This window comes from Halomonas sp. 11-S5, from assembly GCF_029889825.1.
Classification (GTDB): Bacteria; Pseudomonadota; Gammaproteobacteria; order Pseudomonadales; family Halomonadaceae; genus Halomonas.
Genome location: NZ_JARANW010000020.1, coordinates 1 through 22,994 on the forward strand (window position 1 = coordinate 1; position 22,994 = coordinate 22,994).

Genomic DNA, 22,994 nt, shown 5'->3' on the forward strand with positions numbered 1-22,994 from the left:
AGCAGGGCCTTCTTCCATTGGCTGACCTGTACCGGATGAACGCCGTAGTCCTGCCCGATCTCGTTGGCCGTCTTCAGCCCGCGAATCGCTTCCAGGGCCACCTTGGCCTTGAGCTCGGGGGAGTGGGTGTTGCGTTTCTGATTCGACATCATCGATCCCTTCGAAATCGGCCAGGCGATAGCTTAAACCAGTGTCTGGATTTCAGGGTCCACTATACTCACGCTTGGTGTGCTGCTATTTTCTGTAGAAACTTCACTCATTTCTGCTCTCCATTCATTTCGCTGCACCCGTAGTAGATCTGTTAGTGGCGTGGGTGAGGCGCACCTAACAGGTATTGGACAGCGTGCTCGTTCATTGACTTGAACGAGCACGCGCGTTCAACAATCTTATCAAGCGCGCAACTTTGTGACTAAATCATTGATTTTTCTAGGCCCGAAGCATAGCTCAGCTACCCATGCAGAATTCGCGTGCTTGCGAATTCTACCATCACCGATAAAACTGTACGTATATCCATGCGTCGGGAGGAAGGCCTTATGGATACGCATCGCAGCTCGCCGAAGCTGATGGACCGGGTCAGGGCTACCATGCGCGTGAAACGCTACAGCCCGCGTACCGTGAAGACCTACTGCTACTGGATACGCTACTTCATTCGCTTCAATGGTGTGCGACATCCCGCCAGCATGGGAGGCCCCGAGGTCCGCGCCTTCCTGGAGCACTTGGCGGTGGAGCGCCAGGTGGCGGCGGCCACGCAGAATCAGGCGCTGAATGCCCTCGTGTTCCTCTATCGTCACGTCCTCGAACAGCCCTTGGGAGATGTCGGGGAATTCTCGCGTGCCAAGCGCCCTCGCCGGCTTCCAGTGGTGCTTTCTCATGAGGACGTCATGCGTGTACTGAGCCAGCTATCTGGCCCCGTGAACCTGATGGCTACATTGATGTACGGCTCGGGATTGCGACTGATCGAAACTTGCCGACTGCGCGTCCGGGATATGGACGTAGAACGACTGATTATTACGGTGAGAGCCGGCAAGGATTTTGCCGGTGTCCGAAGCCCGCTCGGCTAGCGTTAATACGCAGGCTTCAGCCACGCTACCGCCCCTACCTGGGCATGTTCACGACCTGCAGCCATCCATGCGGTAGTCCTTGCGTGTCGCGCTGTGCCTTCCTGGCTCCCTGCGGGATATTCATTAGCAGAGCCTATGTGAGCCGGTGCCGGGTTGCAAAGTCGGGTTTGGTTGTAAGCGCCGCTCGCGGTGTGTTGCGGTGCTATGGTAGGGCTTTACCGAAGCGATGATGGAAGGAATCCCGCGTGAAATACCTCGGAGCCCATGTCAGTGCCGCCGGCGGCCCCGACCAGGCGGTGTTGCGCGCCGTGGAAATCGGCGCCGATGCCTTTGCCCTGTTCACCAAGAACCAGCGCCAGTGGCATGCCAGGCCGCTGACCGACGAGGCCATCGAGGCTTTCCGCACGGCCTGCGAGGCGCACGGTTTCGGCCCGGGGCAGATCCTTCCCCACGACAGCTACCTGATCAACCTCGGCCACCCGGAGAGCGCCGGGCTCGAGAAGTCCCGCGCGGCCTTTCTCGACGAATTCCAGCGCTGCGAGCAGCTCGGCCTCACCCTGATCAACTTTCATCCCGGTAGCCACCTGAAGAAGATCAGCGAAGGCGAGTGTCTCACCCGCATCGCCGACTCCATCAACCAGGTGCTCGCCGAGACCCGCGGCGTGACGGCGGTGATCGAGAACACCGCCGGCCAGGGCACCAACCTGGGCTGGCGCTTCGAGCACCTGGCCGAGATCATCGCCCAGGTCGACGACAAGTCGCGGGTCGGGGTCTGCCTCGATACCTGCCACGCCTTCGCCGCGGGCTACGACCTGCGCACTCCGGAGGCCTGCACCGCCACGCTGGATGAATTCGACAAGGTCGTGGGCTTCGCGTATCTACGCGGCATGCACCTGAACGACGCCAAGAGCGAGTTTGCCAGCCGCGTCGACCGCCATCACAGCCTGGGCCAGGGCAACATCGGGCTGGACGCCTTCACCACCCTCATGCGCGACCCGCGCATCGACGAGATCCCGATGGTGCTGGAAACCGTCGAGCCGGCGATCTGGGCCGAGGAGATCGCCTGGCTACGCGCTCAGGTCGTGGCCACTTGAGCGCGCCGGCGCCGCCCTGCCCTGACACGAGCCCTCAGTCGTGCCCATCGCGCCCTGACACCGGCTCGGGCTGCATTGACTCGGCCTCATCATCGATATCCTCGCCGATAAAGCCGCCAGACTGGCGCCGCCACAGGGCGGCATAGAGGCCGTCCTTGGCCAGTAGCTCCCGGTGGCTGCCGCTCTCGACGATCTGCCCCTTATCGATCACCACCAGACGGTCGAGCATGGCAATGGTCGAAAGCCGATGGGCGATGGCGATCACCGTCTTGCCCTCCATCAGCGTGTAGAGCTGCTCCTGGATCGCCGCCTCCACTTCTGAGTCCAGCGCCGAGGTGGCCTCGTCCAGCACCAGGATGGGCGCGTTCTTGAGCAGCACCCGGGCGATGGCGATGCGCTGGCGCTGGCCCCCGGAGAGCTTCACGCCGCGCTCACCCACATGGGCATCCAGGCCGCGGCGGCCCTGGAGATCCACCAGATCGTCGATGAAGGTGTCGGCATGGGCGCGACGCACCGCTTCCTGGATCTGCGCTTCGCTGGCCTGGGGGCTGCCGTAGCGGATGTTGTCGCGCACCGAGCGGTGCAGCAGCGAGGTGTCCTGAGTGACCATGCCGATGTGGCGGCGCAGCGATTCCTGGGTCACCTCGGCGATGTCCTGACCGTCGATCAGGATACGCCCGCCCTCCAGATCGAAGAAGCGCAGCAGCAGGCTGGCCAGCGTCGACTTGCCGGCCCCGGAGCGGCCGATCAGCCCCACCTTCTCGCCGGGGGCGATGGTCAGGTCGAGGCCATCGAAGACCCGCCGGCCCTCACCGTCGGGACGCGCATAGCCGAAGCGCACGGCATCGAAGCGTATCTCGCCCTCCGGCACCGTCAGCGTCCTGGCATCGGGCGCGTCCTGGACCGCCGGCTCCTGAGCGATGGTGTTGAGGCCATCCTGTACCGTGCCGATATTCTCGAACAGCCCGGCCACCTCCCAGAGAATCCAGTCGGACATGAAGCGGATACGCATCACCAGGGCGATGGCCACGGCGATGATGCCCAGCGAGACCGTCTCCAGGTACCAGGCGCCGATGGCCATGGCCGCCACTCCGGTCAGCAGCAGGGAGTTGAGCACCGTCAGGCTGACGGTAAGGCCGGTGGCCAGGCGCATCTGCCGATACACGGTGCCCATGAAGCCCTCCATGGCATCGCGGGCGTATTCCTGCTCGCGGCGGGTATCGGCAAAGAGCTTGATGGTCTGGATGTTGCTGTAGCTGTCGACGATGCGCCCGGTCATCACCGCCCGGGCGTCGGCCTGGGCCATGGAGACCGCCCGCAGGCGCGGCACGAAGCCCCACATGATGGCGATATAGCCGGCCAGCCAGAGCACCAGCGGCAGCATCAGCCAGGGCTCGGCGCGGCCCATCAGCAGCATGGCCCCGGTGAAGTAGACGAGCACATAGACCATCAGGTCCATCAGTTTCATCACCGTCTCGCGCATCGCCAGGGCCGTCTGCATCACCTTCTGGGAAACCCGCCCGGCGAACTCGTCCTGATAGAAGGCCAGGCTCTGGCCGAGCATATGGCGATGCGCCAGCCAGCGGCCAATCATCGGGTAGTTGCCGAAGATGCTCTGCTGGGTCACCAGCGCCTGCAGCAGGGTCAACAGCGGTAGGCCGATTACCACCAGCGCCGCCATGCCGGCCAGGCGCCAGCCATGTTCGGCGAAGAAGCCTTCGCGCTCGGCGCCGGCCAGCCAGTCCACCAGGTCGCCCATGTAGCTGAAGAAGAGCACCTCCGCCGCCGAGACCAGCGCCGTGAGCAGCGACATCACGACCAGCAGCGGCAGCACCGGCCGCGAGAAGTGCAGGATAAAGGCGAACAACCCCCTGGGGGGTGTGCCCCAGTTGTCCTCGGGATAGGGGTTCACCAGGGTCTCGAAATAGCGCAAGAGGGCGCGAAACATGGCAGCAATCCGGTTGCATGGGGTTAGCTCGACGTTCTCGAGGCGCGTGGAGGAGAGCCGAGCCGAGGGCAGCCTACCCCGCTCCGCCCTCACCTGCTGAGGGATCAGCCGGCAGTAGCTCTGGGGCGACTCTCAGCTCCTGCCCTGATCAGCCCTCTCCGTCTTAGGCAGCGGTGAGTTGCGCTCTCTCCCGCCAGCCTCGCTGGCTAACCCTCGAGGTCCCGGCGCTTGCGCTCATATTCTTCCCGCTCGATCTCTCCCCGTGCATAGCGCTCTTGCAGGATGTCGAGCGGTGTTTTCCGAGACGCGTTGCCACTGTCCTTGCCACTCACCCACAGCCACCGTAAAAGCGCGACGGCTCCCAGGATGACCAGCCCCCAGAACAAGATCATGAAAATCCCGCCAAAGCCCATCCATCCATGCCCATTGCCCCAACCCATCATTCTGATCTCCTGAAATCATTGGTCAACCGTACTATCCGCCGCGTGGATCTTGCCGTCAGCCGAGCGGCCCTGGTATCCAGCTGGCCGGCCTGACCGTGCCTAGGTAAAGCCCGCCAGGCGATGCAAATTCCGCGCGCTTGCGGATGTTACCGATACCCACAGTACCGGATACCTGTCCAGATGACAGGAAGCCTACCGAGTGCTCGTGGAGACGCTCAATGCCGTCACCGTGAGCAAGATCAGACCCATGCCAGCCAGTTGGATCGCGACCAGGCTCTCATCGAGCGCCACGACGCCGAACAGCGACGCCGTGACCGGCTCGACCATCGCCACGATGGAGGCCACGGCCGGGGCGGTATAGTTCAACCCGACGATATAGAGAATGAACGACACGCCGGCGCCGAGCACGCCCAGCGTGACGAAGAGCGGCCAGCTCGATGTGCTCAACGCGGACAGGGTCTGCTGGGTATCGCCCAGCGCGAACAGGATGAGCGAGAGTACCGCGAAGGCGATGACGAGAATGGCCTGGGGGCTGCCGTGGGGTGCGGCGTACTTGAAGCCGAAGATGAAGACCGCATAGGAGAGCCCGGAGAGCAGCCCTGCGATGACGCCGACGGGGGTCACCCCGCCCGGCTGGACGTCGTAGAGGCGCGTCAGCAGCACGATCCCCAGCATGACCATGGCAATGGCGGCCCACTTGAGCGGCGTGGGGCGTTCGAGCTTGAGGGCGAAGGAAACAAGAAACACGAACACCGGCGCGCAGTACATCAGCGTCGCCGCCACCGCCACGCTGCCCTCGGAGATACTCACGAAGTAGAAGGTAAAGTTGCCGGCCACGCCCAGGCCCGCCATCGCCGACCAGAACCATAACCGGCGATCAGCCAGGCCGCTGCCGCCCGGGCGCAGCGCCAGCCAGACGAGCACGAACAGAAGGCCAATCGCGCCACGGTAGAAGGAGACGACCAGCGGGTCCCAGCCGTCGGCCATGAGCACGCCGCCGATGCCGCCGGACAGCCCCCAGAACAGTGCAGCCAGCATCACGAACAGCGTACTCAATTTCGCCATGTGCGCTCCTTCGGTGGTGTCGGGAAACCTGCGGCGCGCTCAGCGGCCAGCGGTTCAGGAAAGGGGGCTGAAGAGGCGGCGCATGATGGTCACAGTCTCGCCGCGGTAGTCTCGCGCCTCGATGTCGCGCCATCCCAGACGTCGATAGAGCGGCTGCTGATCCGGCGTGTAGAGGTAGAAATGCTCAACCCCATGGGCCTGCGCCTCGTCTTCCACGCGCTGGACCAGCCGCGAGGCGATGCCCCGGCCGCGCCACCCGGGCCGCACGAAGACCGACGCCAGCCAGGGCGTCAGGTCGCGGCGGTCGCTCATGTCGTCGGCCACCAGGCTGGCGGTGCCCACCGGCGTATCGCCATGCAGGGCGGCAAACACCGACGGCACGCCGCCCGCCGCACACTCCTCGCGCAGCAGGGCGGTGGCGGTGTCCAGGCGTCTGCCCGGGTGCAGATGCCCCCAGGTATCGTGGATCCACTGAGCCAGGATGGCGACGCGGTTGTGCGCCTCGATGGCGGCGAAGACGGCCTGGGGAGAAATCCCCAAGCTCTGCAGCCTCGCCAGATCGAAGTCGAGATGCATCCGCTCCTGGCGCTCGCCCAGCACCTGCGCCTTGTTGACGCCCTCGACCCGCTGCAGCCGATCGCGGATCGCCTCGGCCTCGCGCACCATCTCGCGCATCGGCCTGCCCGCGTATAACGCCATAACGCAACGCCCCACGCCAGGCAGCTGGCGCGGGGGCGTTGTGATGCAGGGCGTCGTCGGCTCCCGACGGCGCGTTACGCCTGCGCCACGGCCACCCCGGCCCGGGCCGCGCGGTGGGCATGGAGCTTCTGGTAGCTCTCGATCAACCGCTGGTGCTTCTCCAGCCCCTCCAGCGCCATGCTGGTCGGGGTCAGGCCATGGAAGCGCACGCTGCCGTTCACCGAGCCCACCACGGCCTCCATGGTCGCCTCGCCGAACATGCGCCGGAAGTTGTGCAGGAAGTCGTCCAGTTCCAGCTCATCATCGAAGAGCACCTCCAGTACCGCACTCACCGCACGATAGAAGAGGTTACGCGCCACGGTGTTGTCGTTGTACTGCAGGAAGATGTCGACCCGCTCCAGCGCCTCCTCGTGCTGGCCCAGCGCCAGGTTGATCAGCAGCTTGAGCTCGAGGATGGTGAGCTGGCCCCACTCGGTGTTCTCGTCGAACTCGATGCCGATCAGGGTGATGATGTCCTGGTGGTCGTCGATCTGGCTCTCTTCCAGGCGCTCGAGCAGATCGGCCAGCTGCGCGTCGCTGAGCTCGTGCAGATGCAGGATGTCCTCGCGGAACAGCAGCGCCTTGTTGGTGTTGTCCCAGATGAGGTCCTCCACCGGGTAGACCTCGGAGAAGCCGGGCACCAGGATGCGGCACACCGGCGTGCCCAGGTCCTCATGGATGGCCATGTAGGACTCGAGGCCCAGCTCCTCGAGGATGCCGAACAGGGTCGCGGCTTCCTGGGCAGTACTGTTGGAACCGCTGCCGGAGAAATCCCAGTCGACGAATTCGACGTCCGAACGGGCGCTGAAGAAGCGCCAGGAGACCAGCCCCGAGGAGTCGATGAAATGCTCGACGAAGTTGTTGGGCTCGGTGACGGCCAGCGTATTGAAGGTGGGCGGCGGGAAGTCGTTGAGGCCCTCGAAGCTGCGGCCCTGGAGCAGCTCGGTGAGGCTGCGCTCCAGCGCCACCTCGAAGCTCGGGTGGGCGCCGAAGGAGGCGAAGACGCCGCCGGTCTTGGGGTTCATCAGGGTGACGCACATCACCGGGAACTGCCCGCCCAGCGAGGCATCCTTGACCAGCACCGGGAAGCCCTGGGCCTCCAGCGCCTCGATGCCCTCGACGATGGCGGGATAGCGTGCCAGCACCTCCTGGGGCACGTCCGGCAGCGCCAGCTCCTCCTCGATGATCTGCTTCTTCACCGCCCGCTCGAAGATCTCCGAGAGGCACTGCACCTGCGCCTCGTGCAGGGTGTTGCCGGCGCTCATGCCGTTGCTGAGGTAGAGGTTCTCGATCAGGTTGGAGGGGAAGTAGACCACCTCGCCGTCCGAGTGGCGCACGAAGGGCAGCGAGACGATGCCGCGCGCCTCCTGGCCGGAGTTGGTGTCGACCAGGTTCGAGCCGCGAAGCTCCCCCTCCGGGTCGTAGATCGCCCGGCAGTACTCATCGAGGAGGCCCGCCGGCAGCGCGTCGTCGGGGCCGGGCTGGAACCACTCCTCGTCGGGGTAGTGGACGAACTGGCTGCCCGCGATCCGCTCGCCGAAGAACTGGTCGTTGTAGAAGAAGTTGCAGCTCAGCCGCTCGATGAACTCGCCCAGCGCCGAGCAGAGCGCGCTCTCCTTGGTGGCGCCCTTGCCGTTGGTGAAGCACATCGGCGAGGCGGCGTCGCGGATGTGCAGCGACCAGACGTGGGGCACGATATTGCGCCAGGAGGCGATCTCGATCTTCATGCCCAGGTCGGCCAGGATCGCGGTCATGTTGGCGATGGTCTGCTCCAGCGGCAGGTCCTTGCCCTCGATCCAGGTGTCTTTCTCGTCATTCGCGTCGCCCTGCGGTGAGCCCAGCACGTTCCCTTGCAACAGCGCCTGGGCGTCCTCGTCGATGTTGTCGACCGCCTCGACCTGGAACTCGGGCCCGGTCTGCACCACCTTCTTCACCGTGCAGCGGTCGATGGAGCGCAGGATGCCCTGGCGATCCTTGTCGGAGAGGTCCGCCGGCAGCTCCACCTGGATCTTGAAGATCTGGTTGTAGCGGTTCTCCGGGTCGACGATGTTGTTCTGCGACAGCCGGATGTTCTCGGTGGGGATGTCGCGCGCGTTGCAGTAGACCTTGACGAAGTAGGCCGCGCACATCGCCGAGGACGCCAGGAAATAGTCGAACGGCCCCGGCGCCGAGCCATCCCCCTTGTAGCGGATGGGCTGGTCGGAGATGACCGTGAAGTCGTCGAACTTGGCCTCCAGCCGGAGGTTGTCGAGATAGTTGACCTTGATTTCCATGGACGGGCACCGGAGCGTTGGGCGAAGCGGGGGGCGGAAAACCCGCCATTATCCAGCTTTTCCCGCCAGGCGTCATGGAGGGGTTACAAAAAGGCACCGGCCCCGTGGTAGTGCCTCGCCCACCGTGCTGGGGATCAAACGCCTGGGAACGCAGCGCAACGGCGCACCTGGCGATAGAGGCCCCGGGCCAGGTAGCTGGCCCGGGGCCTGCGAGACGCCGCAAGGATGCGCACCGCCTGCCGTCACTCGCCTCGAAGGATCACTGCCCGGAACGCCTCGCCCCGGTGACAGCCCTGCTAATCTCGGGTGGGGTAGATCCCCTGCAAGGCGATGCAGTAGTGCAAGTTGCGGTCCAGGCTGTTCGTCTTCAGGTCAGGCAAGGCGAAGGTGGTCCTGCCATCTCCCCCGTAGGTAGTGCCAATCAGCGAAAACAGGGCCGTGTTCTGCTCTATCTGCAGCTCCTGCCCCTCGCAGAACACCCAGCCTCGCGGAGCAAAGTTATAGGGAAACAGCTGAATCTGACCGATAAAGGGTTCCATGATGCCTTCCTCTCGAGCAATGCCGATGCCTGGTGGCAACCGGCTTCCATGAGTCGAATCAAGGGCCGTACGGGAGTCTGTGGATAGGCATCACCTCGCTCTTTGGAAGGTCATCAGCGGTCTCGTAACGCCCCGACACCTGCGACACCGGCCACCAAGTCTCATGGTGCCGCTTTAAGCAGTACAAGCCTGCTCAGTTGGATCGCCTATCAAGCCTAAGTAACAATTTTTATATCAGCAAAGGTCGGAGACAGGACGACAAGCAGTCCGCATCGGCATGTCATCCCGCGCTACGCTCGCGTATCAGCCTCCCACCCCGTTTGCCAGGACGGCCAGGCCTTCGCAGTTATCCACGCGCAACCCGATGATCTCCTGGTACTCGGGTGAGTCATACCATCTCTTCGCCGCTTCCTTCGAAGGAAACCGCAGCACCACAGTCACATGCCCGGCATCGCCTTCCAAGGCTTCGCGGCCCTGGCCGGCAGATCCTGCCTGGCTCTTCTGGGCGGCCTTGCCGTTGTTGAACTTGGCTATGCCACCGGCGCGAAAAGCAGCGCCAGGTCCTCTTCGTCGAACAGCGGGCCGTCGCTCCTACGCTCGCTGCCGCTCTCCAGGATCGAGGCGGCGAGATCGGCCTTGCGCGCCAGCCTCTGTGCCTGCGCAGCCTGTTCCAGCGCCTCGCTGGAGAGCAGCGAGCACTCGGCCAGCGTGCGCCGCCGGGCCGTCACGAGGGCCCCTTGATGGCCATCAGCAGCACGGCCACCAGCCAGCCGGACAGCGACGCGAAGTGGGGCGGGTCACCGAAACGCCAACCCTGCCACAGGGCCGCCGCATAGAAGACCAGCGGCACTCCCAGCAACAGGAAGGCGTACCAGCCCAGGGAGGCGCGCCACAGCAAGAGCCGCGCCAGCAGGCGAGGGCCGCCGCTACCAGCTGCGCCTCTATACCGACCAGCTGCCACAGGGCGCGGCTTACCGCGCAATCTTCCAGGCCGAGGCCGGCGAGTGGCAGCATGTCACTCTGCCCTGGCACGACTTCGAGGCGGTATTCCGCGGCCGGCGGCTGGAGGATGCCCCGCCGCTCGACCCCGCGGCGATCCGGCAGGTGGGGCTTCTCATCGCCGACTGGCGGCCGGGCCCCTTCCGGCTGGAGGTGGCGTGGTTGGGGACGTTGAACAGCTAAACCTTTCACCTGGCTCGACCCGTCGGCACCATTCGGCCTGCGTCATCTCGCATCTTGCCTATCCTGATGTTACGGATGACAAGCCCGTTCACTGGAGGCACGACCGTGATCATCAAGAGACTCGTACTCAGTCTTATCCTCTTCGGTTCCGTCGGACTGGCCAGCGCCGATTATGCCGACGGCATGCGCTACTACGAGCGGCAGGAGTACCGCCAGGCACTGCAGGAATTCGGCGACGCGGCCAGAGGCGGCGATGCCGATGCCCAGTACATGCTGGGCCGCCTGCACGAGGCCGGCAACGGGACGGCCCAGGATTTCGTGCAGGCCCACAAGTGGTACAACCTGGCCGCGGCCCGCGGTCACCGCCATGCCGCCGAGGCACGCGATTCACTGGCCCAACGCATGACGGCCGGCCAGGTGGCCGAGGCGCAGCGAGCGACACGCGGCTGGCAACCGGAAGAGCAAGCATCTTCACAGGCGACCGAGCGAGCGCGGCCCGACATCGAGACCCTGTCGGATCGACAGGGCATTGCCGAGATACAGCGCGAGCTCAATCGGCTCGGCTATGACGCCGGCCCGGTGGATGGTGCCATGGGACGCCGCACCCGCAACGCGATACGCCAATATCAGGCCGACAGGGACATGGCCCAGGACGGCCGCGCAACGGCCGAGCTGCTGAAACGCCTGCGCCAGACGGAGAGACGCGAGGTGGCGGCACCCTCCGAGCCACCCCCCGCCGCCGAGCCGCGGGTCGCCCTGCAGGACGACTTCAGCGACGGCGATTACCGTCGCGATCCGCCCTGGACGGTGCTCAGCGGCGACTTCGAGGTGGATGAGAACGGATTGCGCAGCATCGTGGAGACGCGGCGAACGACCGATCGCGAATCACGGCGTCTCAGCGCCGAGCGGCCGGAGGAGATCGGCCTGGCGATGCTGGCGCTGATCCTCGAGCAGACAGGCAATGCCGGGCAGGACGAGGTGAGTGTCCCGGTGGAACCGGCGCACATCTTCGTCAATGCCCCCGTCGACAACGCCTTCAGGATGGAACTGGACGTCGCCTCCCGGCAGCGGCCTGGCAGCCTGGAGCTTGGGGTGTTCCAGGGCAACCGACCCAGCGGCACCGGCTATCGCCTGGTCTACACGCCCGGCTCGCGCCCGGGGCTCAGCCTGGTCAGGCTGATTTCCGGCAGCGCCGAGGTGGTCGCCCGCCACGAGGGCAGCCTCGACCTCGAGGACGGCCGGTTCCACCGCATCGTCTGGACCCGTGACGAGGACGGACAGATGCAGGTTCGCGTGGATGACCAGCGGCTGCTGCGGGTGCAGGACAATGGCCTGCGCGATCCCTTCCAGGGCGTCGTGCTGGCCAACCAGGGGGGCGACTACACCCTGCGCCGGATCAGCCTGGAAGAATAGGCGCCTGTGCCGACCCGCTCCAGGCGGCGTGGCTCGAGGGGAGCGGCCTCGCCGAGCGCTTCATCGGCGACTTCCTTCGAAAGCAAAGGGAGGGGAGTGGCACGCGCCCGACAATCGTCCGGCAAGACAGGGGAGCGCTCCGTATCATTGGACCCGACGACTGGCCCTGCCATGTGATGCTGCCATCCAATGAGAGCGGTTGGTGAAGAGGTTGCCGGAACTCGTCAGGATGTTTTACGGAAATGGCAATACAAGTACATTTGCCTCACCCCACCCGGCGTCATGTGCAGGGCTTTGCGATGGTGTATCAGTTCGAAACTCTCGCCCAGTGTCGCTTCCAACTGTTCCGGACTGTACCGCTGCACCGGCAGACCACTGCATGTTGGGGGCGCTTCTGGCGCAAAGGTGCCGACCACGAAGTGCCCACCCGGCGCTAGCGATCTCAGAAGCTTGTCGCGATAGTCATGTTGCTGATCCGCGCCAGTAAGGAAGTGAAACACGGCGCGATCATGCCACACATCATAGTGACCTTCGGGCAAGTCAATATCTTCCATATCGCCCACCCACCATGTCACGAGTTCTGCCTTGCTCCCCAGCCGTTTTTTTGCCAGGGACAGGGCTCTCTCAGAGATATCGAGCACAGTGATGGATCGATAGCCTGCGTCCACCAGGTCATCGACGAGTGTAGACGACCCCCCACCGACATCGATGATGGAAGCGTCCATGGCCAGACCCAGCCCCTGGATAAGGTTCAAGGAGGTCTGTAAATGGGGCTCATACCACCCCAGCTCCTCGGTCGCCTTGCTCGTGTAGACTTGCTCCCAGTGATCCTTTTGACTCATTTCATGCCACCCTGTGTCGATGCTCACCTGGAAAAAGCACTGTCGTGCGGCGCGACAGGCGATCATCCCGCCAGGTCGACGCCGGTGTCCGAGCGCCGCTACGCCTCACAGCGCGGAGGCAGTATGATCCTACCCCAACGGGTGGCCGTGGGCTGCGACTCGACGCCTGAGCCAGGCACCGATCAGCAGTAGCAGGGTCAGGGCGACCAGCGGCAGGATCACGCTGGGGCTCACGGCCTGCTCGGTCTCCACCGCCTCCAGGGCGCCGTAGATAGCGCTGGAGTAGACCCCCCACTTCGCGCTCAGGCCGATGATGGCTGCCATCACGAAGGTCGCCAACGGCAGGCGCAGCAGGCCGGCGGCGAAGTTGACCACGGAGTGGGGGAAACCCGGCAGCACGCGCAGGGCGCACTGGGTCAGCAAGTCACTGCGCTTCTCCAACTTGCCCATGACATTGCGAGTGAGGCCCCGGGGCTTCCAGCGGTCGCTGAAGCGGGAAGCGAGGTAGTAGGCGCCCAGGGCGCCCACCACGCTGCCGACCGTCAGCATCAGGGTGGCCGCCAGGGGCGTATAGAAGGGCGCGATCAGCCACAGCCCGATGCTGCCGGGCAGCCCGATGGCCAGGGTCACCGCCATGATCGCGATCACCGAGACGATCACCGCGGGGTGGTGGGAGGCCTGGTCGGCCCAGCGCTGGAGGTCGGCCAGTTCGGGCGAGTGCCAGATCCACAGGTAGCCGGCCATCAGCAGCATGGCGCCGAGCGCCACCCATCGCCAGGGGCGGCTTGGCGGACTGTCGTTGAGCATCAAGGCCTCTCGGTCATGCATCGGGGACCATGGTGGCATGCCCGCCGAGCCGGGTCATCCCTTTAGACTTAAGTAGAAGCCGGGTCATCTTTTTAGACCTAAGTAGAAGATTATTAGAATGCCATCGCTCTAGTGACGCACACATCCTCCGCAACTAGAGCGTCCCCATGCCTCCGAACCCTACCCCCGCACCCGCCAGAGCCTCGGCGCTGTCGCGCCTGGGCGATCCCATCGTGCTGCTGCTCACGGTCGGCTTCATCGTCGCCTTCGTCGGCCTGTCGCTTTACGACATCGATCTGGTGGCCGACAGCATCAGCGCTGGCTTCGCCTGGTTCATCGGCTACCCGCCGCTGATGGCGATCTTCGTGGCACGCATCTCCCGCGGGCGCACCATCCGCGAGATGATCCTGGCCATGGCGCTGATGGCGGGCATCCTGCTCTACATGGGCGCGGGGCAGATCGGCGCGCTGCAGCAGTTCATCGTGATCACCGCGATTCCCGTCTCGCTGGTGCTGCTGCCCTCACTGTGGGCCGGCCCCCGGGCAGCCTATGCCATGGCGCGGGAACAGGGCATCGTCGCCCCCTCGCCCGCCCTATCCCGCTCGGCTAGACTGGAAGGCTTTCCGCCCCAGAGACCCGTCATGCAAGCCACCCTCGAGCAGCGCGCCCTCAAGCTCTCCATCCTCGTGACCCTGGGGGTCTCGAGCCTCGGGGTCACCTTCGGCCTGCTGGCCGGCTCGCAGTCGATCCTCTTCGATGGCGTCTTCTCCACCATCGACGCCGCAATGTCGGGGCTGGCGCTCTTCGTGGCACGGCTCGCCGTGCGCGAGGCCAGCGATCGCTTCCAGCACGGCTACTGGCACCTGGAGCCACTGGTCGCGGCGCTCAACGGCAGCATCCTGATGCTGTTCTGCTTCTATGCTTTTCTCACTGCCCTGCTCGACCTGCGCGAGGGCGGCCGCGAGCTCGCCTTCGACCTGGCGATCGGCTATGCGGTGGTGGTGGCCATCGTCTGCTTCGCCATGACCGCCTACCAGCGGCGCATCAATCGCACGGCGGACTCCGAGTTCGTGCGCATCGACATACAGGGCTGGCTGATGGCGGCGCTGATCACCACCTCGCTGCTGGTGGCCTTCATCATCGCCCGCTTCCTGCAGGGCACCCCCTGGGCGCATGTCACCCCCTACGTGGACTCGGTGCTGCTGATGCTGCTGACGGCCAGCTTCATGCCGGTGCCCATCGGCATCGTGCGTCGCGCCATGAAGGAGGTGCTGCTGATCGCGCCGAGCGAGATCGACCGCGAGGTGCATGCGGCCATGGCGCCGGTGATGGCGCGCGAGGGGCTGCTGCGCTACTACAGCCACGTGGCCAAGGCCGGCCGCGGCCATTACATCGAGATCCATATCGTCACCACGCCCGAGTACGGGCAGGGCCAGGGCATCGCCGTGCTCGACGAGATCCGCGAGCAGATCAGCGCCGAGCTGAGCCCGCCGCCGGAGCGGCGCTGGTTCACCGTGGCCTTTACCGCCGACGAGCGCTGGGCTTAGGCCAGGCTCACGCCATCTGGACGCAAACGCCCCTCACCCTTCGCGCGAGACCCACGGCCCCGCCTGCTGCTCCGCGCGCCCCTCGGTCAGCACCGGGTGATCCCCCGGCGGCAGGTGCCCCTGGCCGTCCAGGGCCACCAGCAATACCATGCTCGAGGCGCCCGGCCCATTGGTCGATGGCAAGGGGCGTAGAGGGACCGACTGGACATCCCGGGGTACCTGAACGACGCTTCACGAGACCCCGCCCTCGCCGCCCCGAGAACGCCACCATGCCGCAATACCACAACGATGCCACCCTGCCCCTGCCGCTCTTCCCCGGCAGCCATATGGTGATCGACGACGACTACGTCTTCCTCTCGGGGCTCACCGCCGAGGATATCCAGGGTGGAGAGACCGTGATCGGCGACATGGCCGAGGAGACCCGTCTGGTGATGCGCGGCCTCCAGCGCATGCTGGCCTCCGCCGGCTGCGACATGGCGGACGTGGTGCGGGTCGACGTGCACATCACCGACCTCAACATGATCCGCGACATGGACGCCGCCTACGCCGAATTCTTCGACGCCCGTCGCTACCCGGCGCGCACCTGCACCCAGTCGCCCCGCCTCTACGGTGGCGCCCATGTGGAGATCACCGTGATGGCGCGCCGCCCCGCCGGGCGCAAGGAAACCCCGGCCTCGGACGCCTGAATGTTGTCACCCTTCCTGGCGGGTCTCCAGCTGGCCGTGCCAGGGCCGCATGGCCAGGATCTCGTCGAACCACTGCAGCGGCTCGGGCTCGATAGCCGCTTCCGGCAGGGGCGCCAGCGCGACCGGCTGCCAGCTACTGGCCTCCAGCGATACGCGCAGTCGGGCATAGTCCACCGGAATGCCGGCCGCCGCCTCGTTCGCCTGCAGCTGGCCGAGGGCCTCCAGCAGGTCACCCATGCCGTTCTCCTGCTCCTCGAGGGGCTTGAACGACTGCACGTAGAGGCGCTGGCCCGCCTGGCCCACCTTCACCGGCATGTCGATGATGTTGACCCGCTCACCGACCGCGATGCGCGAGAAGAGCGCCTCGATGGTCTCCGGCATCATGCGGATACAGCCGCGACTGGCCCGCATGCCGATGCCGTCCGGCCGGTTGGTGCCGTGGATCAGGTAGCCCGAGATGTCGAGCAAGATGGCGTGCTGGCCCAGCGGGTTGTCCGGGCCGGGCGGCACCACTTCGGGCGGCGGCTCGCCGTTCTCCCTGGCCTCCTGGCGGACCGACTCGGGCGGGTACCAGGCCGGGTCCTTGAGCTTCATGGTGGTCTTGGTCACGCCCAGCGGGGTGTTGAAGCCCTCCCGGCCGATGCCAATGGGATAGGTCTCCACTCGGGGCGTCTCGCCCTCTGCGGTATCCGGGTAATAGTAGAGGCGCAGCTCGGCCACGTTGATCACCACCCCCTCGCGCTTTGCCGGCGGCAGGATGTAGCGCGCCGGGATCACCACCTCGGTGCCGGGGTCGGGGGCCCAGAGGCTGACCTCCGGGTTAGCATTGCGGATCTCCTCGTAGCCGACGTTGTGCTCGCGGGCGATGTCGAGCAGGGTCTGGCCCTCACGCGTCTCGATGGTATAGACCTCGCCGACCATGTTGCCCGTCTCGGGCAGCGGGTAGTGGCCGCGGGGCCACGACGCCTCGGCCAGGGCCGTCGCCGGCAGGAGCAGCAGCGCGAGGGTTAGGGCCAGGGGCCGACAGCGCCTGGCCAGAGGGAAAATCGCGGAAGCGTTCATGAGGGTCATGGTCTCGAAGACGTCGTCAGGGAAAGGGGCTGTTTTGCGAACAGTGTTTCATGGCGCCCGCGTCACGGCAACCGAGAGCGAGGCGGGCCCGCCACCCGTACGCCGCGAGAGGAGCGCCTGCTCATCAGCCCTCGCACAGGATCTGGCGATGTCGCGCAGTGTGTGTTCGGCCAGCAGCTGGCAGCGGGCCCTGGATCGACCGCCATGGGCGACACCGGCGCCAGTATCGCCGAACAGTCGCGGCTTCGTCATCGCTGCGGCACTTTGCGCCCACGGAGCCTCGGGGTAGGCTGAGCGGGTGTGCATCCACCGAGAATCGCCGATGTCGCGATCCCGCTTTTTCCCCGTCCGCTCCCTCTGCTTCGGGGCCGCCCTGGCCTGGTTGGCCCCGCTCGCCCAGGCCGATGGCTGCCCCACTCCCGGCCAGTGGCAGGTCGCCGGCGGCAAAACGCTGACCACCGCCGACTTGATGGCCAAGCTCGCCGGGGCCGAGGTGGTGCTGCTCGGCGAGCGGCACGACCGCCTCGACCACCACCGCTGGCAGCTGCACACCCTGGCCGCCCTGCATGCCCATCGCCCGCAGATGATGATCGGCCTGGAGATGCTGCCCCGCGAGGCCCAGCCGGCACTGGACGCCTGGGTGGCCGGCGAGCTCGACGAGGCGGCCTTCCTCGAGCAGAGCGACTGGCGTCGGGCCTGGGGCTTCGACCCCGACCTCTACCTGCCGATCCTGCATTTTGCACGCATGCAGCGCATTCCGTTGCTGGCACTCAATGTCACCCCCGCGCTACGCGGCCGCCTGGCCAGCGAGGGCTGGGAGGCGGTCCCCGAGCAGCAGCGCTTCGGCATCACGCCGCCGGCCCCGGCTCGGCCCGCCTACCGGGCGTCGCTGGCGGCGATCTACGCCGAGCATGCCGCGCGCGACGGCGATCCCGCGGACCTCGAGCGCTTCATCGCGGCCCAGCTGATCTGGGACCGCGCCATGGCCACCGCCCTGGCCGATGCCGCCGCGGACGGCACCCTGGTGGCGGGGCTGATGGGCGAGGGCCACCTGGCCGACGGCGACGGCGTGCCCTACCAGCTCGACGACCTGGGCCTTGGCGAACACCGCAGCCTGCAGCCCTGGACCCCGGGCCCCGACTGCCAGCCACCCGCGGCGCGCGCCGATGCCCTCTACGTGCTGGGCGACGAGTCGGCCTTCCAGCCCCCCGAGCCGCCGCGCCTGGGCGTGCTGATCGGCGAGCACGCGGAGGGCGTGCTCGTGCAGGGCATCGCGCCCGGCAGCGTGGCCGAGGCGGCCGGTCTCGCCGAGGGGGATGTCATCGTCACCGCCGCCGGCCGGCCCATGACGCAGCCCGCCGACCTCATCGCCGTGATCGGCCGCCAGGTCCCCGGCACCCTGCTGCCACTGGAGATCCGTCGCGGCGGCGAGCGTCAGGAGGTGCTGGCGCGCTTCCCGCCCCCCGCGAATTGAGTTCCATGGAGGCGAGGTGGGCCGTGGCACAGAGGGTCGGCGTCCGTACGTTCTCGCAACCCGAGGCCACGACAGGCATCATGGGCGCCCCTGACCCATCCATCGTCCGCGAGGTAGATCACCGCCGATGAGAATCCTGATTCGTACCTTCTTCCGCGGCCTGCGCCTGGTGCTGGCGCCGGTCATGCTGATCTCCGAGAAGCTCTCCACCCCCCAGGCCGTCGAGCGCAGCCCCGAGGCGCAGGCCCGGGTCGACGAGGCGTGCCGCGACCTGGCGCTCTACCAGTTCCGCACCTGCCCGTTCTGCATCAAGGTGCGCAAGGAGATCGCCCGCCTGGGCCTGGAGATCGAGCTGCGCGACGCCCAGCTCGACCCCGACCACCGCCGCGCGCTCTCCGCGGGCGGCGGGCGGGTCAAGGTGCCCTGCCTGAAGATCGCCCACGACGACGGCACCAACGAGTGGCTCTACGAATCCGACGACATCAACGCCTGGCTGCACCGCCACTTCGGCAAGGCCGACGCCCAGGCCGCCTGACGCGCCACGCCCGAGGCGGCGACGGGCGGCGGGCGGCGGGCGGCACTTGCCCTGTGCCGAGGGGCCGCCTACACCTTGGGGATGGACACCCTTCCGGTACGCCCTGTTTCTCGCCGTGGTCCGCTGGCCGTTATCCGCTTCCTGGGCCTGGTGCTGCTGGGCGCCATCGTCGGCGCCGTTTCCGCCCTCCTCGCCGCGGCCTTCGTCAGCGCTGTGCTGGCCCTCAATGACCTGCTGCTGATCTCGCCGCGCAGCCGCATGATATTCGACCACCCCGGCCTGCTGCTGGCCGCCACGGTCGCGGTGCCGGCGTTGGGCGGCCTGGTGGTCGGCCTGTTGCATCGCGCGATCCCCGAACGGCGCCCCCATGCCCCGGCCGACGTGATCGCCGCGGTGCAGACCCGTCGCGGCCGGCTGCCGGCCCGGGCGGGGGGCATCTCGGCGCTGAGTGCCCTGGTCTCGCTGGGCACCGGGGCATCGGTGGGCCAGTACGGCCCCCTGGTGCACCTGGGCGCCACCCTGGGCTCACTGGGCGCCCGGCTGCTGCGCCTGGGGCGCTCGGACGACAACATCACCATCGCCTGCGGGGTGGCCGCGGCCATCGCCACCGCCTTCAACGCCCCCCTGGCGGGCATCGTCTTCGCCCACGAGGTGGTGCTGCGCCACTACGCCCTGCGCGCCTTCGCCCCGGTGGCCGCGGCCGCCCTGGTCGGCTACGTGATCGCCACCAATGTGCTCGAACAGGGCGCCCTCTTCCACGTTGCCGACACCGCCGTGCCCCGCCCGTGGGAGTTCGTGGCCTTCCTGGCCATCGGCGGGCTGGGGGCCCTGGTCGCCGGGGCCTACATGCACGTCATCCTGGCCGTCACCCGGGGCGCCGAGCGGCTGCCACTGGCCGCGCCGCTGCGCCCGGCCCTGGCCGGCGCCCTGCTGGGCCTCACCGCCCTCTGGGTCCCCGACATCCTCGGCATGGGCCAGGAGACGCTGCGCTTCGCCACCATCGCCGGCGCCTTCGGCAGCGCCGAGCTGCTGCTGGTGCTGGTGCTCAAGATCGCCGCCACGGGGCTCTGCCTGGGCATGGGCTTCAGCGGCGGGGTGTTCAGCCCGGCGCTGGTCATCGGCATGCTGTTCGGCGCCCTCTGCGGGAGCCTGGTCGGCCAGCTCAGCGGTGCCCCCCAGGAGACCTTCGTCTTCTATGCCGTGTGCGGCATGGTGGCGGTGACCTCGCCGGTGATCGGCGCCCCCCTGACCAGCCTGCTGATCGTCTTCGAGCTGACCGGCAGCTATGCGCTGACCACCGCTGCCCTGGCTAGCGTGACCCTGGCCAGCCCCATCGCCGCCCAGCTGTTCGGCCGCTCGCTGTTCGACATCCAGCTCGAGCGCCGCGGCCTGGACCTCTCCGCCGGGCGCGGGCGTGCCGTGCTGCGCTCCACCCCGGTGGCCGAGCACCTGACCGACGACTGCGTGACCTTGCACCCGCAGACCCCAGTGGCCGAGGCGGTGACCGCCCTGTGCCGAGCCCGGCACGGCGAAGGCTACCTGGTCGATGGCCGGGGACGCTACCGGGGCTGCGTGGGCCTGGCCGATCTGGAGGCCGCGCGGGAGGCCGCGACGGGGCCGGTGCGGGTCGGCGAGGTGGCAACCCTGGCGCGACCGGTACTGCAGCCGGACACCTCGCTGTGGGATGCCATGGCCGAGCTGCAGGACGTCACCGGTGAGGCCCTGCCGGTGGTCGATCCCGCCGCGGACGACGCCTTCCGGGGCGTGGTCTTCGAGTCGAGCATCACCCGCGCCTACCTGGCGCACAGCGACGAACTGAGACGGGAGGAACATGGCACGGGGTGACGACAGCAGCCGTTGGCCGGCGAGCGCACCGAGGTTGGCGCTACTGGGGCTGGCGCTGTTCGCCGCCGGGGCCGGGCAGGCGGACGATGACGCCCTCAGCGTGCTGAGCTGGGGCGGGGCCTACGAGCGCGCCCAGCAGGCCGCCCTCTTCTCCCCCTATACCGCCGCCACCGGCACGCCCATCGAGGTTGCGCAGTACGATGGGGGGCTCGATGGCCTGCGCCGCGCCGTGGCCGAGGGCGAGGTCCCGTGGGACCTGATCGACATGACCCGCAGCGAGGCCATGGCCGCCTGCGCGGAGGGGCTGCTGGAACCGCTCTCCCCCGCGCTGCTGGCACCGGCCCCGGACGGCACGCCGCCGGAAGAGGACTTCCTGCCGGACTCTTTCGGGCGCTGCGCCATCACCCACAGCATCTTCGCCACCGTGGTCGCCTACCGCCGCGATGCCTTCCCCGGCAAGCGCCCCGACAGCATCGCGGACCTCTTCGACCAGCGGCGTTTCCCCGGGCCCCGGGCGCTGCAACGCACCCCGGCGGTCAATCTGGAATGGGCGCTGCTCTCCTATCGCGTGCCCCACGAGGAGCTCTACGGCCTGCTGAGCACCCGGCGCGGCCTGGACCTGGCGCTGGCGCGCCTCGACGAGCTGGAGGAAATCCGCTGGTGGGAGGCCGGCGACACCCCGCCGCGGCTGCTGGCCGAGGGCGAGGTGGTGATGGCCTCGGGCTACAACGGCCGCTTCTTCGATGCCATGGTCAACCGCGGGGTGCCCATCGAGATCCTCTGGGACGGCCAGGTCCAGGAGCACGAGACCTGGGCGATCCCCCGCGGCGCCTCGCACCCAGAGACGGCCCGCGACTTCCTGCGCTTCGCCACCACCACCGAGCGCCTCGCCGACCTGTCGCGGCACATCCCCTACGGCCCGGCCCGTCGCTCGGCGGCGGTACGCGTCACCACCCATCCCGACAGCGGCGTGGACATGCGCCTGCACACTCCCACCCATCCGCTGAACGCCGATAACGCCCTGGCCAAGGACGAGGCCTGGTACGCCCGCACCCTGGGGCGCATGCGCGACTACTTCCAGGCCTGGCTTGAGGCGCGGAAGGCGGAGTAACGCGCACTGCCTGCCCCAGTGACTCCACCCCCTGAGTTAGCCCCGAGAGGCTCGAAGCAGCAGGTTGCGCGGGGTCAGCTCGCGGGCACAGAAGGTGCCGAGCTCCACCCGGAAGCCTGCCTCCTCGAGCCGCCGCTGGCGGTCCAGCACCAGCCACACCTCCAGCGGGCGGCGGAAGAGGTGGCGGACCAGCTCCAGGCGAGTGACCTCGGCCTGGCGTCGCTGACCTTGCTGCTCGAAGGCGTGCCAGTCGATGCCCGCCGGCAGAACCAGCCCCTTGCACTCGGCCGCCCAGCGGCAGAACCCGGCGAAGCTCTCGGGCATCCGGCCATAGGCGAGGCTCGGTACCGGCAGGTAGGCATCCCGGCCCCGCACCTGGCGCTGCAGGGCATCGAAGCCCAGCCGCCAGGCATTGGCCCGCTGGCGATGGCGGCGCACGTGGCGCGGGGCGGTCACGGTCTCCTGCACCGCCATGGCCAGGTCCTCCCGAGTGAGCGACAGGCCGTGGGCGGCGGCCAGCTCGCGCCCCCGCCGTGAGAAGGGGCGATAGTGCACCCGGGCGGTGCGGTGATAGCAGCAAGGCGCCAGGGTCACGGCGCTGCCCTGCTCGGCGGCCAGCTCGATCAGCCGGCCGTGCAGGTCGCCGCAGGCATGCAGGGCCGCCACCTGGGTGTCCGCCGTGAGCCAACGGGCGGCATCGGGGGCCAGCACGTCCTGCTGCGCCAGCTGCACCCGGGCCCCCTGCCGCTCGGCCAGCGCCTGGCCGTCCCGGCACAGCGCGGCCTGCCACTCAAGGCCGGTGACCTCACGATCGAGGCGGCGGGCCAACGTCCGGGCCAGGTGGCCCTTGCCCGCGCACCACTCCAGCAGCACGGCCCCCGGCAGCGCGGCCATGCGGGGCACGAAGGCCGCGACCTGCTGCCACTTGCGCCCGCCCATGTGCTCGGCCCACTGCGCCGGCAGGCCCGGCCCCTCGGCAGGCAGCTCGGGGAGCTCGACCAGGGCCGCGAGTTCCGCCACCGGCAGACGCTCGGCCAGAGGGGAATCGGTGAAAGGGTCGGCCTGCAGCTGCGCGCACTCGGCGTCATCGAGTGAGCGCAGCCCGTCGGCAAGCTCGGGATGCGCCTCGGCCCAAGGGAGCCGGCGATGCTGGAACGGCAGGGGCCGCCACAGCGGCTGCCACTCGGCCAGCAGCGCGGTCAGCCGTGCGAAGCGGTCGGCATGGGAGGCATGGGAAGAAGTCTCGGACATGGCGTGTCAATCTCGGAACAGGGCCGCATTGTAGGGGCTCCGCGGCCGGCTTGCATGACCGGGCGCGGT

At 67.5% G+C, this 22,994-nt stretch carries 21 protein-coding genes and 2 pseudogenes; 10 read left to right on the forward strand and 13 right to left on the reverse strand.

Annotation, left to right across the window (positions count from 1 at the left end; translation table 11 throughout):
* A pseudogene (locus tag OP497_RS13060) lies at positions 1 to 149 on the reverse strand (IS3 family transposase); the annotation flags it as partial.
* 384 nt (positions 150 to 533) lie between these two features.
* Here OP497_RS13060 and OP497_RS13065 point away from each other — a divergent pair.
* Both OP497_RS13065 and nfo read left to right on the forward strand, forming a co-directional pair.
* A complete protein-coding gene (locus tag OP497_RS13065; RefSeq protein WP_280549083.1) occupies positions 534 to 1,061 on the forward strand; it encodes a phage integrase N-terminal SAM-like domain-containing protein in 528 nt (175 codons plus the stop codon).
* 245 nt (positions 1,062 to 1,306) lie between these two features.
* The gene (nfo, locus tag OP497_RS13070; RefSeq protein WP_280549086.1) at positions 1,307 to 2,155 is read left to right on the forward strand and encodes a deoxyribonuclease IV; all 849 of its coding nucleotides are present in this window, start codon (positions 1,307 to 1,309) and stop codon (positions 2,153 to 2,155) included.
* Positions 2,156 to 2,189: 34 nt separating this feature from the next.
* Here nfo and OP497_RS13075 read toward each other — a convergent pair whose 3' ends face one another.
* From OP497_RS13075 to OP497_RS13110, 8 genes are all read right to left on the reverse strand, one after another.
* Positions 2,190 to 4,103 (reverse strand): ABC transporter ATP-binding protein, encoded by a 1,914-nt coding sequence (locus OP497_RS13075; protein ID WP_280549088.1) that lies wholly within the window; start codon positions 4,101 to 4,103, stop codon positions 2,190 to 2,192.
* 206 nt (positions 4,104 to 4,309) lie between these two features.
* Complete coding sequence (locus OP497_RS13080; protein ID WP_280549091.1) at positions 4,310 to 4,546, reverse strand: SHOCT domain-containing protein; 237 nt, start codon at positions 4,544 to 4,546, stop codon at positions 4,310 to 4,312.
* A gap of 192 nt (positions 4,547 to 4,738) precedes the next feature.
* The gene (locus tag OP497_RS13085) at positions 4,739 to 5,611 is read right to left on the reverse strand and encodes a DMT family transporter (protein WP_280549093.1); all 873 of its coding nucleotides are present in this window, start codon (positions 5,609 to 5,611) and stop codon (positions 4,739 to 4,741) included.
* Positions 5,612 to 5,665: 54 nt separating this feature from the next.
* Complete coding sequence (locus tag OP497_RS13090) at positions 5,666 to 6,310, reverse strand: GNAT family N-acetyltransferase (RefSeq protein ID WP_348533119.1); 645 nt, start codon at positions 6,308 to 6,310, stop codon at positions 5,666 to 5,668.
* A 74-nt stretch (positions 6,311 to 6,384) separates the two neighbouring features.
* Complete coding sequence (locus OP497_RS13095; protein WP_280549095.1) at positions 6,385 to 8,622, reverse strand: OsmC domain/YcaO domain-containing protein; 2,238 nt, start codon at positions 8,620 to 8,622, stop codon at positions 6,385 to 6,387.
* A gap of 296 nt (positions 8,623 to 8,918) precedes the next feature.
* Positions 8,919 to 9,161 carry a tail fiber protein gene (locus tag OP497_RS13100; RefSeq protein ID WP_280549096.1) on the reverse strand — a complete coding sequence of 81 codons (243 nt, stop codon included), beginning with the start codon at positions 9,159 to 9,161 and terminating at the stop codon, positions 8,919 to 8,921.
* Between the two features lie 530 nt (positions 9,162 to 9,691).
* The gene (locus OP497_RS13105) at positions 9,692 to 9,889 is read right to left on the reverse strand and encodes a hypothetical protein (RefSeq protein ID WP_280549097.1); all 198 of its coding nucleotides are present in this window, start codon (positions 9,887 to 9,889) and stop codon (positions 9,692 to 9,694) included.
* Positions 9,886 to 10,059: a hypothetical protein gene (locus OP497_RS13110; RefSeq protein WP_280549098.1), complete on the reverse strand. Its 174-nt coding sequence runs from the start codon at positions 10,057 to 10,059 to the stop codon at positions 9,886 to 9,888. Before OP497_RS13110 ends, OP497_RS13105 begins: the two co-directional genes overlap by 4 nt.
* Before the next feature lie 389 nt (positions 10,060 to 10,448).
* Between OP497_RS13110 and OP497_RS13115 the strand changes: the two genes are divergently transcribed.
* Positions 10,449 to 11,756, forward strand: coding sequence for a peptidoglycan-binding protein (locus tag OP497_RS13115; RefSeq protein WP_280549099.1), 1,308 nt, complete (start codon positions 10,449 to 10,451; stop codon positions 11,754 to 11,756).
* Positions 11,757 to 11,980: 224 nt separating this feature from the next.
* Here OP497_RS13115 and OP497_RS13120 read toward each other — a convergent pair whose 3' ends face one another.
* Both OP497_RS13120 and OP497_RS13125 read right to left on the reverse strand, forming a co-directional pair.
* A complete protein-coding gene (locus tag OP497_RS13120; protein ID WP_280549101.1) occupies positions 11,981 to 12,664 on the reverse strand; it encodes a class I SAM-dependent methyltransferase in 684 nt (227 codons plus the stop codon).
* A 63-nt stretch (positions 12,665 to 12,727) separates the two neighbouring features.
* Positions 12,728 to 13,405 (reverse strand): VTT domain-containing protein, encoded by a 678-nt coding sequence (locus OP497_RS13125; RefSeq protein WP_280549103.1) that lies wholly within the window; start codon positions 13,403 to 13,405, stop codon positions 12,728 to 12,730.
* Positions 13,406 to 13,728: 323 nt separating this feature from the next.
* Here OP497_RS13125 and OP497_RS13130 point away from each other — a divergent pair.
* The 3 genes and pseudogenes from OP497_RS13130 to OP497_RS13140 all read left to right on the forward strand — a co-directional run.
* Positions 13,729 to 13,983: pseudogene (locus tag OP497_RS13130) on the forward strand (BCCT family transporter); the annotation flags it as partial.
* A gap of 63 nt (positions 13,984 to 14,046) precedes the next feature.
* Positions 14,047 to 14,952, forward strand: a complete 906-nt coding sequence (locus OP497_RS13135) for a cation transporter (RefSeq protein WP_280549206.1) — start codon at positions 14,047 to 14,049, stop codon at positions 14,950 to 14,952.
* Positions 14,953 to 15,221: 269 nt separating this feature from the next.
* Positions 15,222 to 15,638 carry a RidA family protein gene (locus OP497_RS13140; RefSeq protein WP_280549105.1) on the forward strand — a complete coding sequence of 139 codons (417 nt, stop codon included), beginning with the start codon at positions 15,222 to 15,224 and terminating at the stop codon, positions 15,636 to 15,638.
* A gap of 6 nt (positions 15,639 to 15,644) precedes the next feature.
* Here OP497_RS13140 and OP497_RS13145 read toward each other — a convergent pair whose 3' ends face one another.
* Complete coding sequence (locus OP497_RS13145; RefSeq protein ID WP_280549107.1) at positions 15,645 to 16,700, reverse strand: L,D-transpeptidase family protein; 1,056 nt, start codon at positions 16,698 to 16,700, stop codon at positions 15,645 to 15,647.
* A gap of 331 nt (positions 16,701 to 17,031) precedes the next feature.
* Here OP497_RS13145 and OP497_RS13150 point away from each other — a divergent pair, with 331 nt between their 5' ends.
* From OP497_RS13150 to OP497_RS13165, 4 genes are all read left to right on the forward strand, one after another.
* Positions 17,032 to 18,183 carry a ChaN family lipoprotein gene (locus tag OP497_RS13150; protein WP_280549109.1) on the forward strand — a complete coding sequence of 384 codons (1,152 nt, stop codon included), beginning with the start codon at positions 17,032 to 17,034 and terminating at the stop codon, positions 18,181 to 18,183.
* A 127-nt stretch (positions 18,184 to 18,310) separates the two neighbouring features.
* The gene (locus OP497_RS13155; protein ID WP_280549111.1) at positions 18,311 to 18,718 is read left to right on the forward strand and encodes a glutaredoxin; all 408 of its coding nucleotides are present in this window, start codon (positions 18,311 to 18,313) and stop codon (positions 18,716 to 18,718) included.
* Between the two features lie 81 nt (positions 18,719 to 18,799).
* Positions 18,800 to 20,563 carry a chloride channel protein gene (locus OP497_RS13160; RefSeq protein ID WP_280549208.1) on the forward strand — a complete coding sequence of 588 codons (1,764 nt, stop codon included), beginning with the start codon at positions 18,800 to 18,802 and terminating at the stop codon, positions 20,561 to 20,563.
* Entirely contained in the window at positions 20,550 to 21,674 is a 1,125-nt protein-coding gene (locus tag OP497_RS13165; RefSeq protein ID WP_280549112.1) for an extracellular solute-binding protein, read from the forward strand. The genes OP497_RS13160 and OP497_RS13165 overlap by 14 nt, the downstream gene beginning before the upstream one ends.
* Before the next feature lie 36 nt (positions 21,675 to 21,710).
* Here the strand turns inward: OP497_RS13165 and OP497_RS13170 are convergent, their stop codons facing one another.
* A complete protein-coding gene (locus OP497_RS13170) occupies positions 21,711 to 22,925 on the reverse strand; it encodes a methyltransferase (RefSeq protein WP_280549114.1) in 1,215 nt (404 codons plus the stop codon).
* Positions 22,926 to 22,994: the final 69 nt, after the last annotated feature.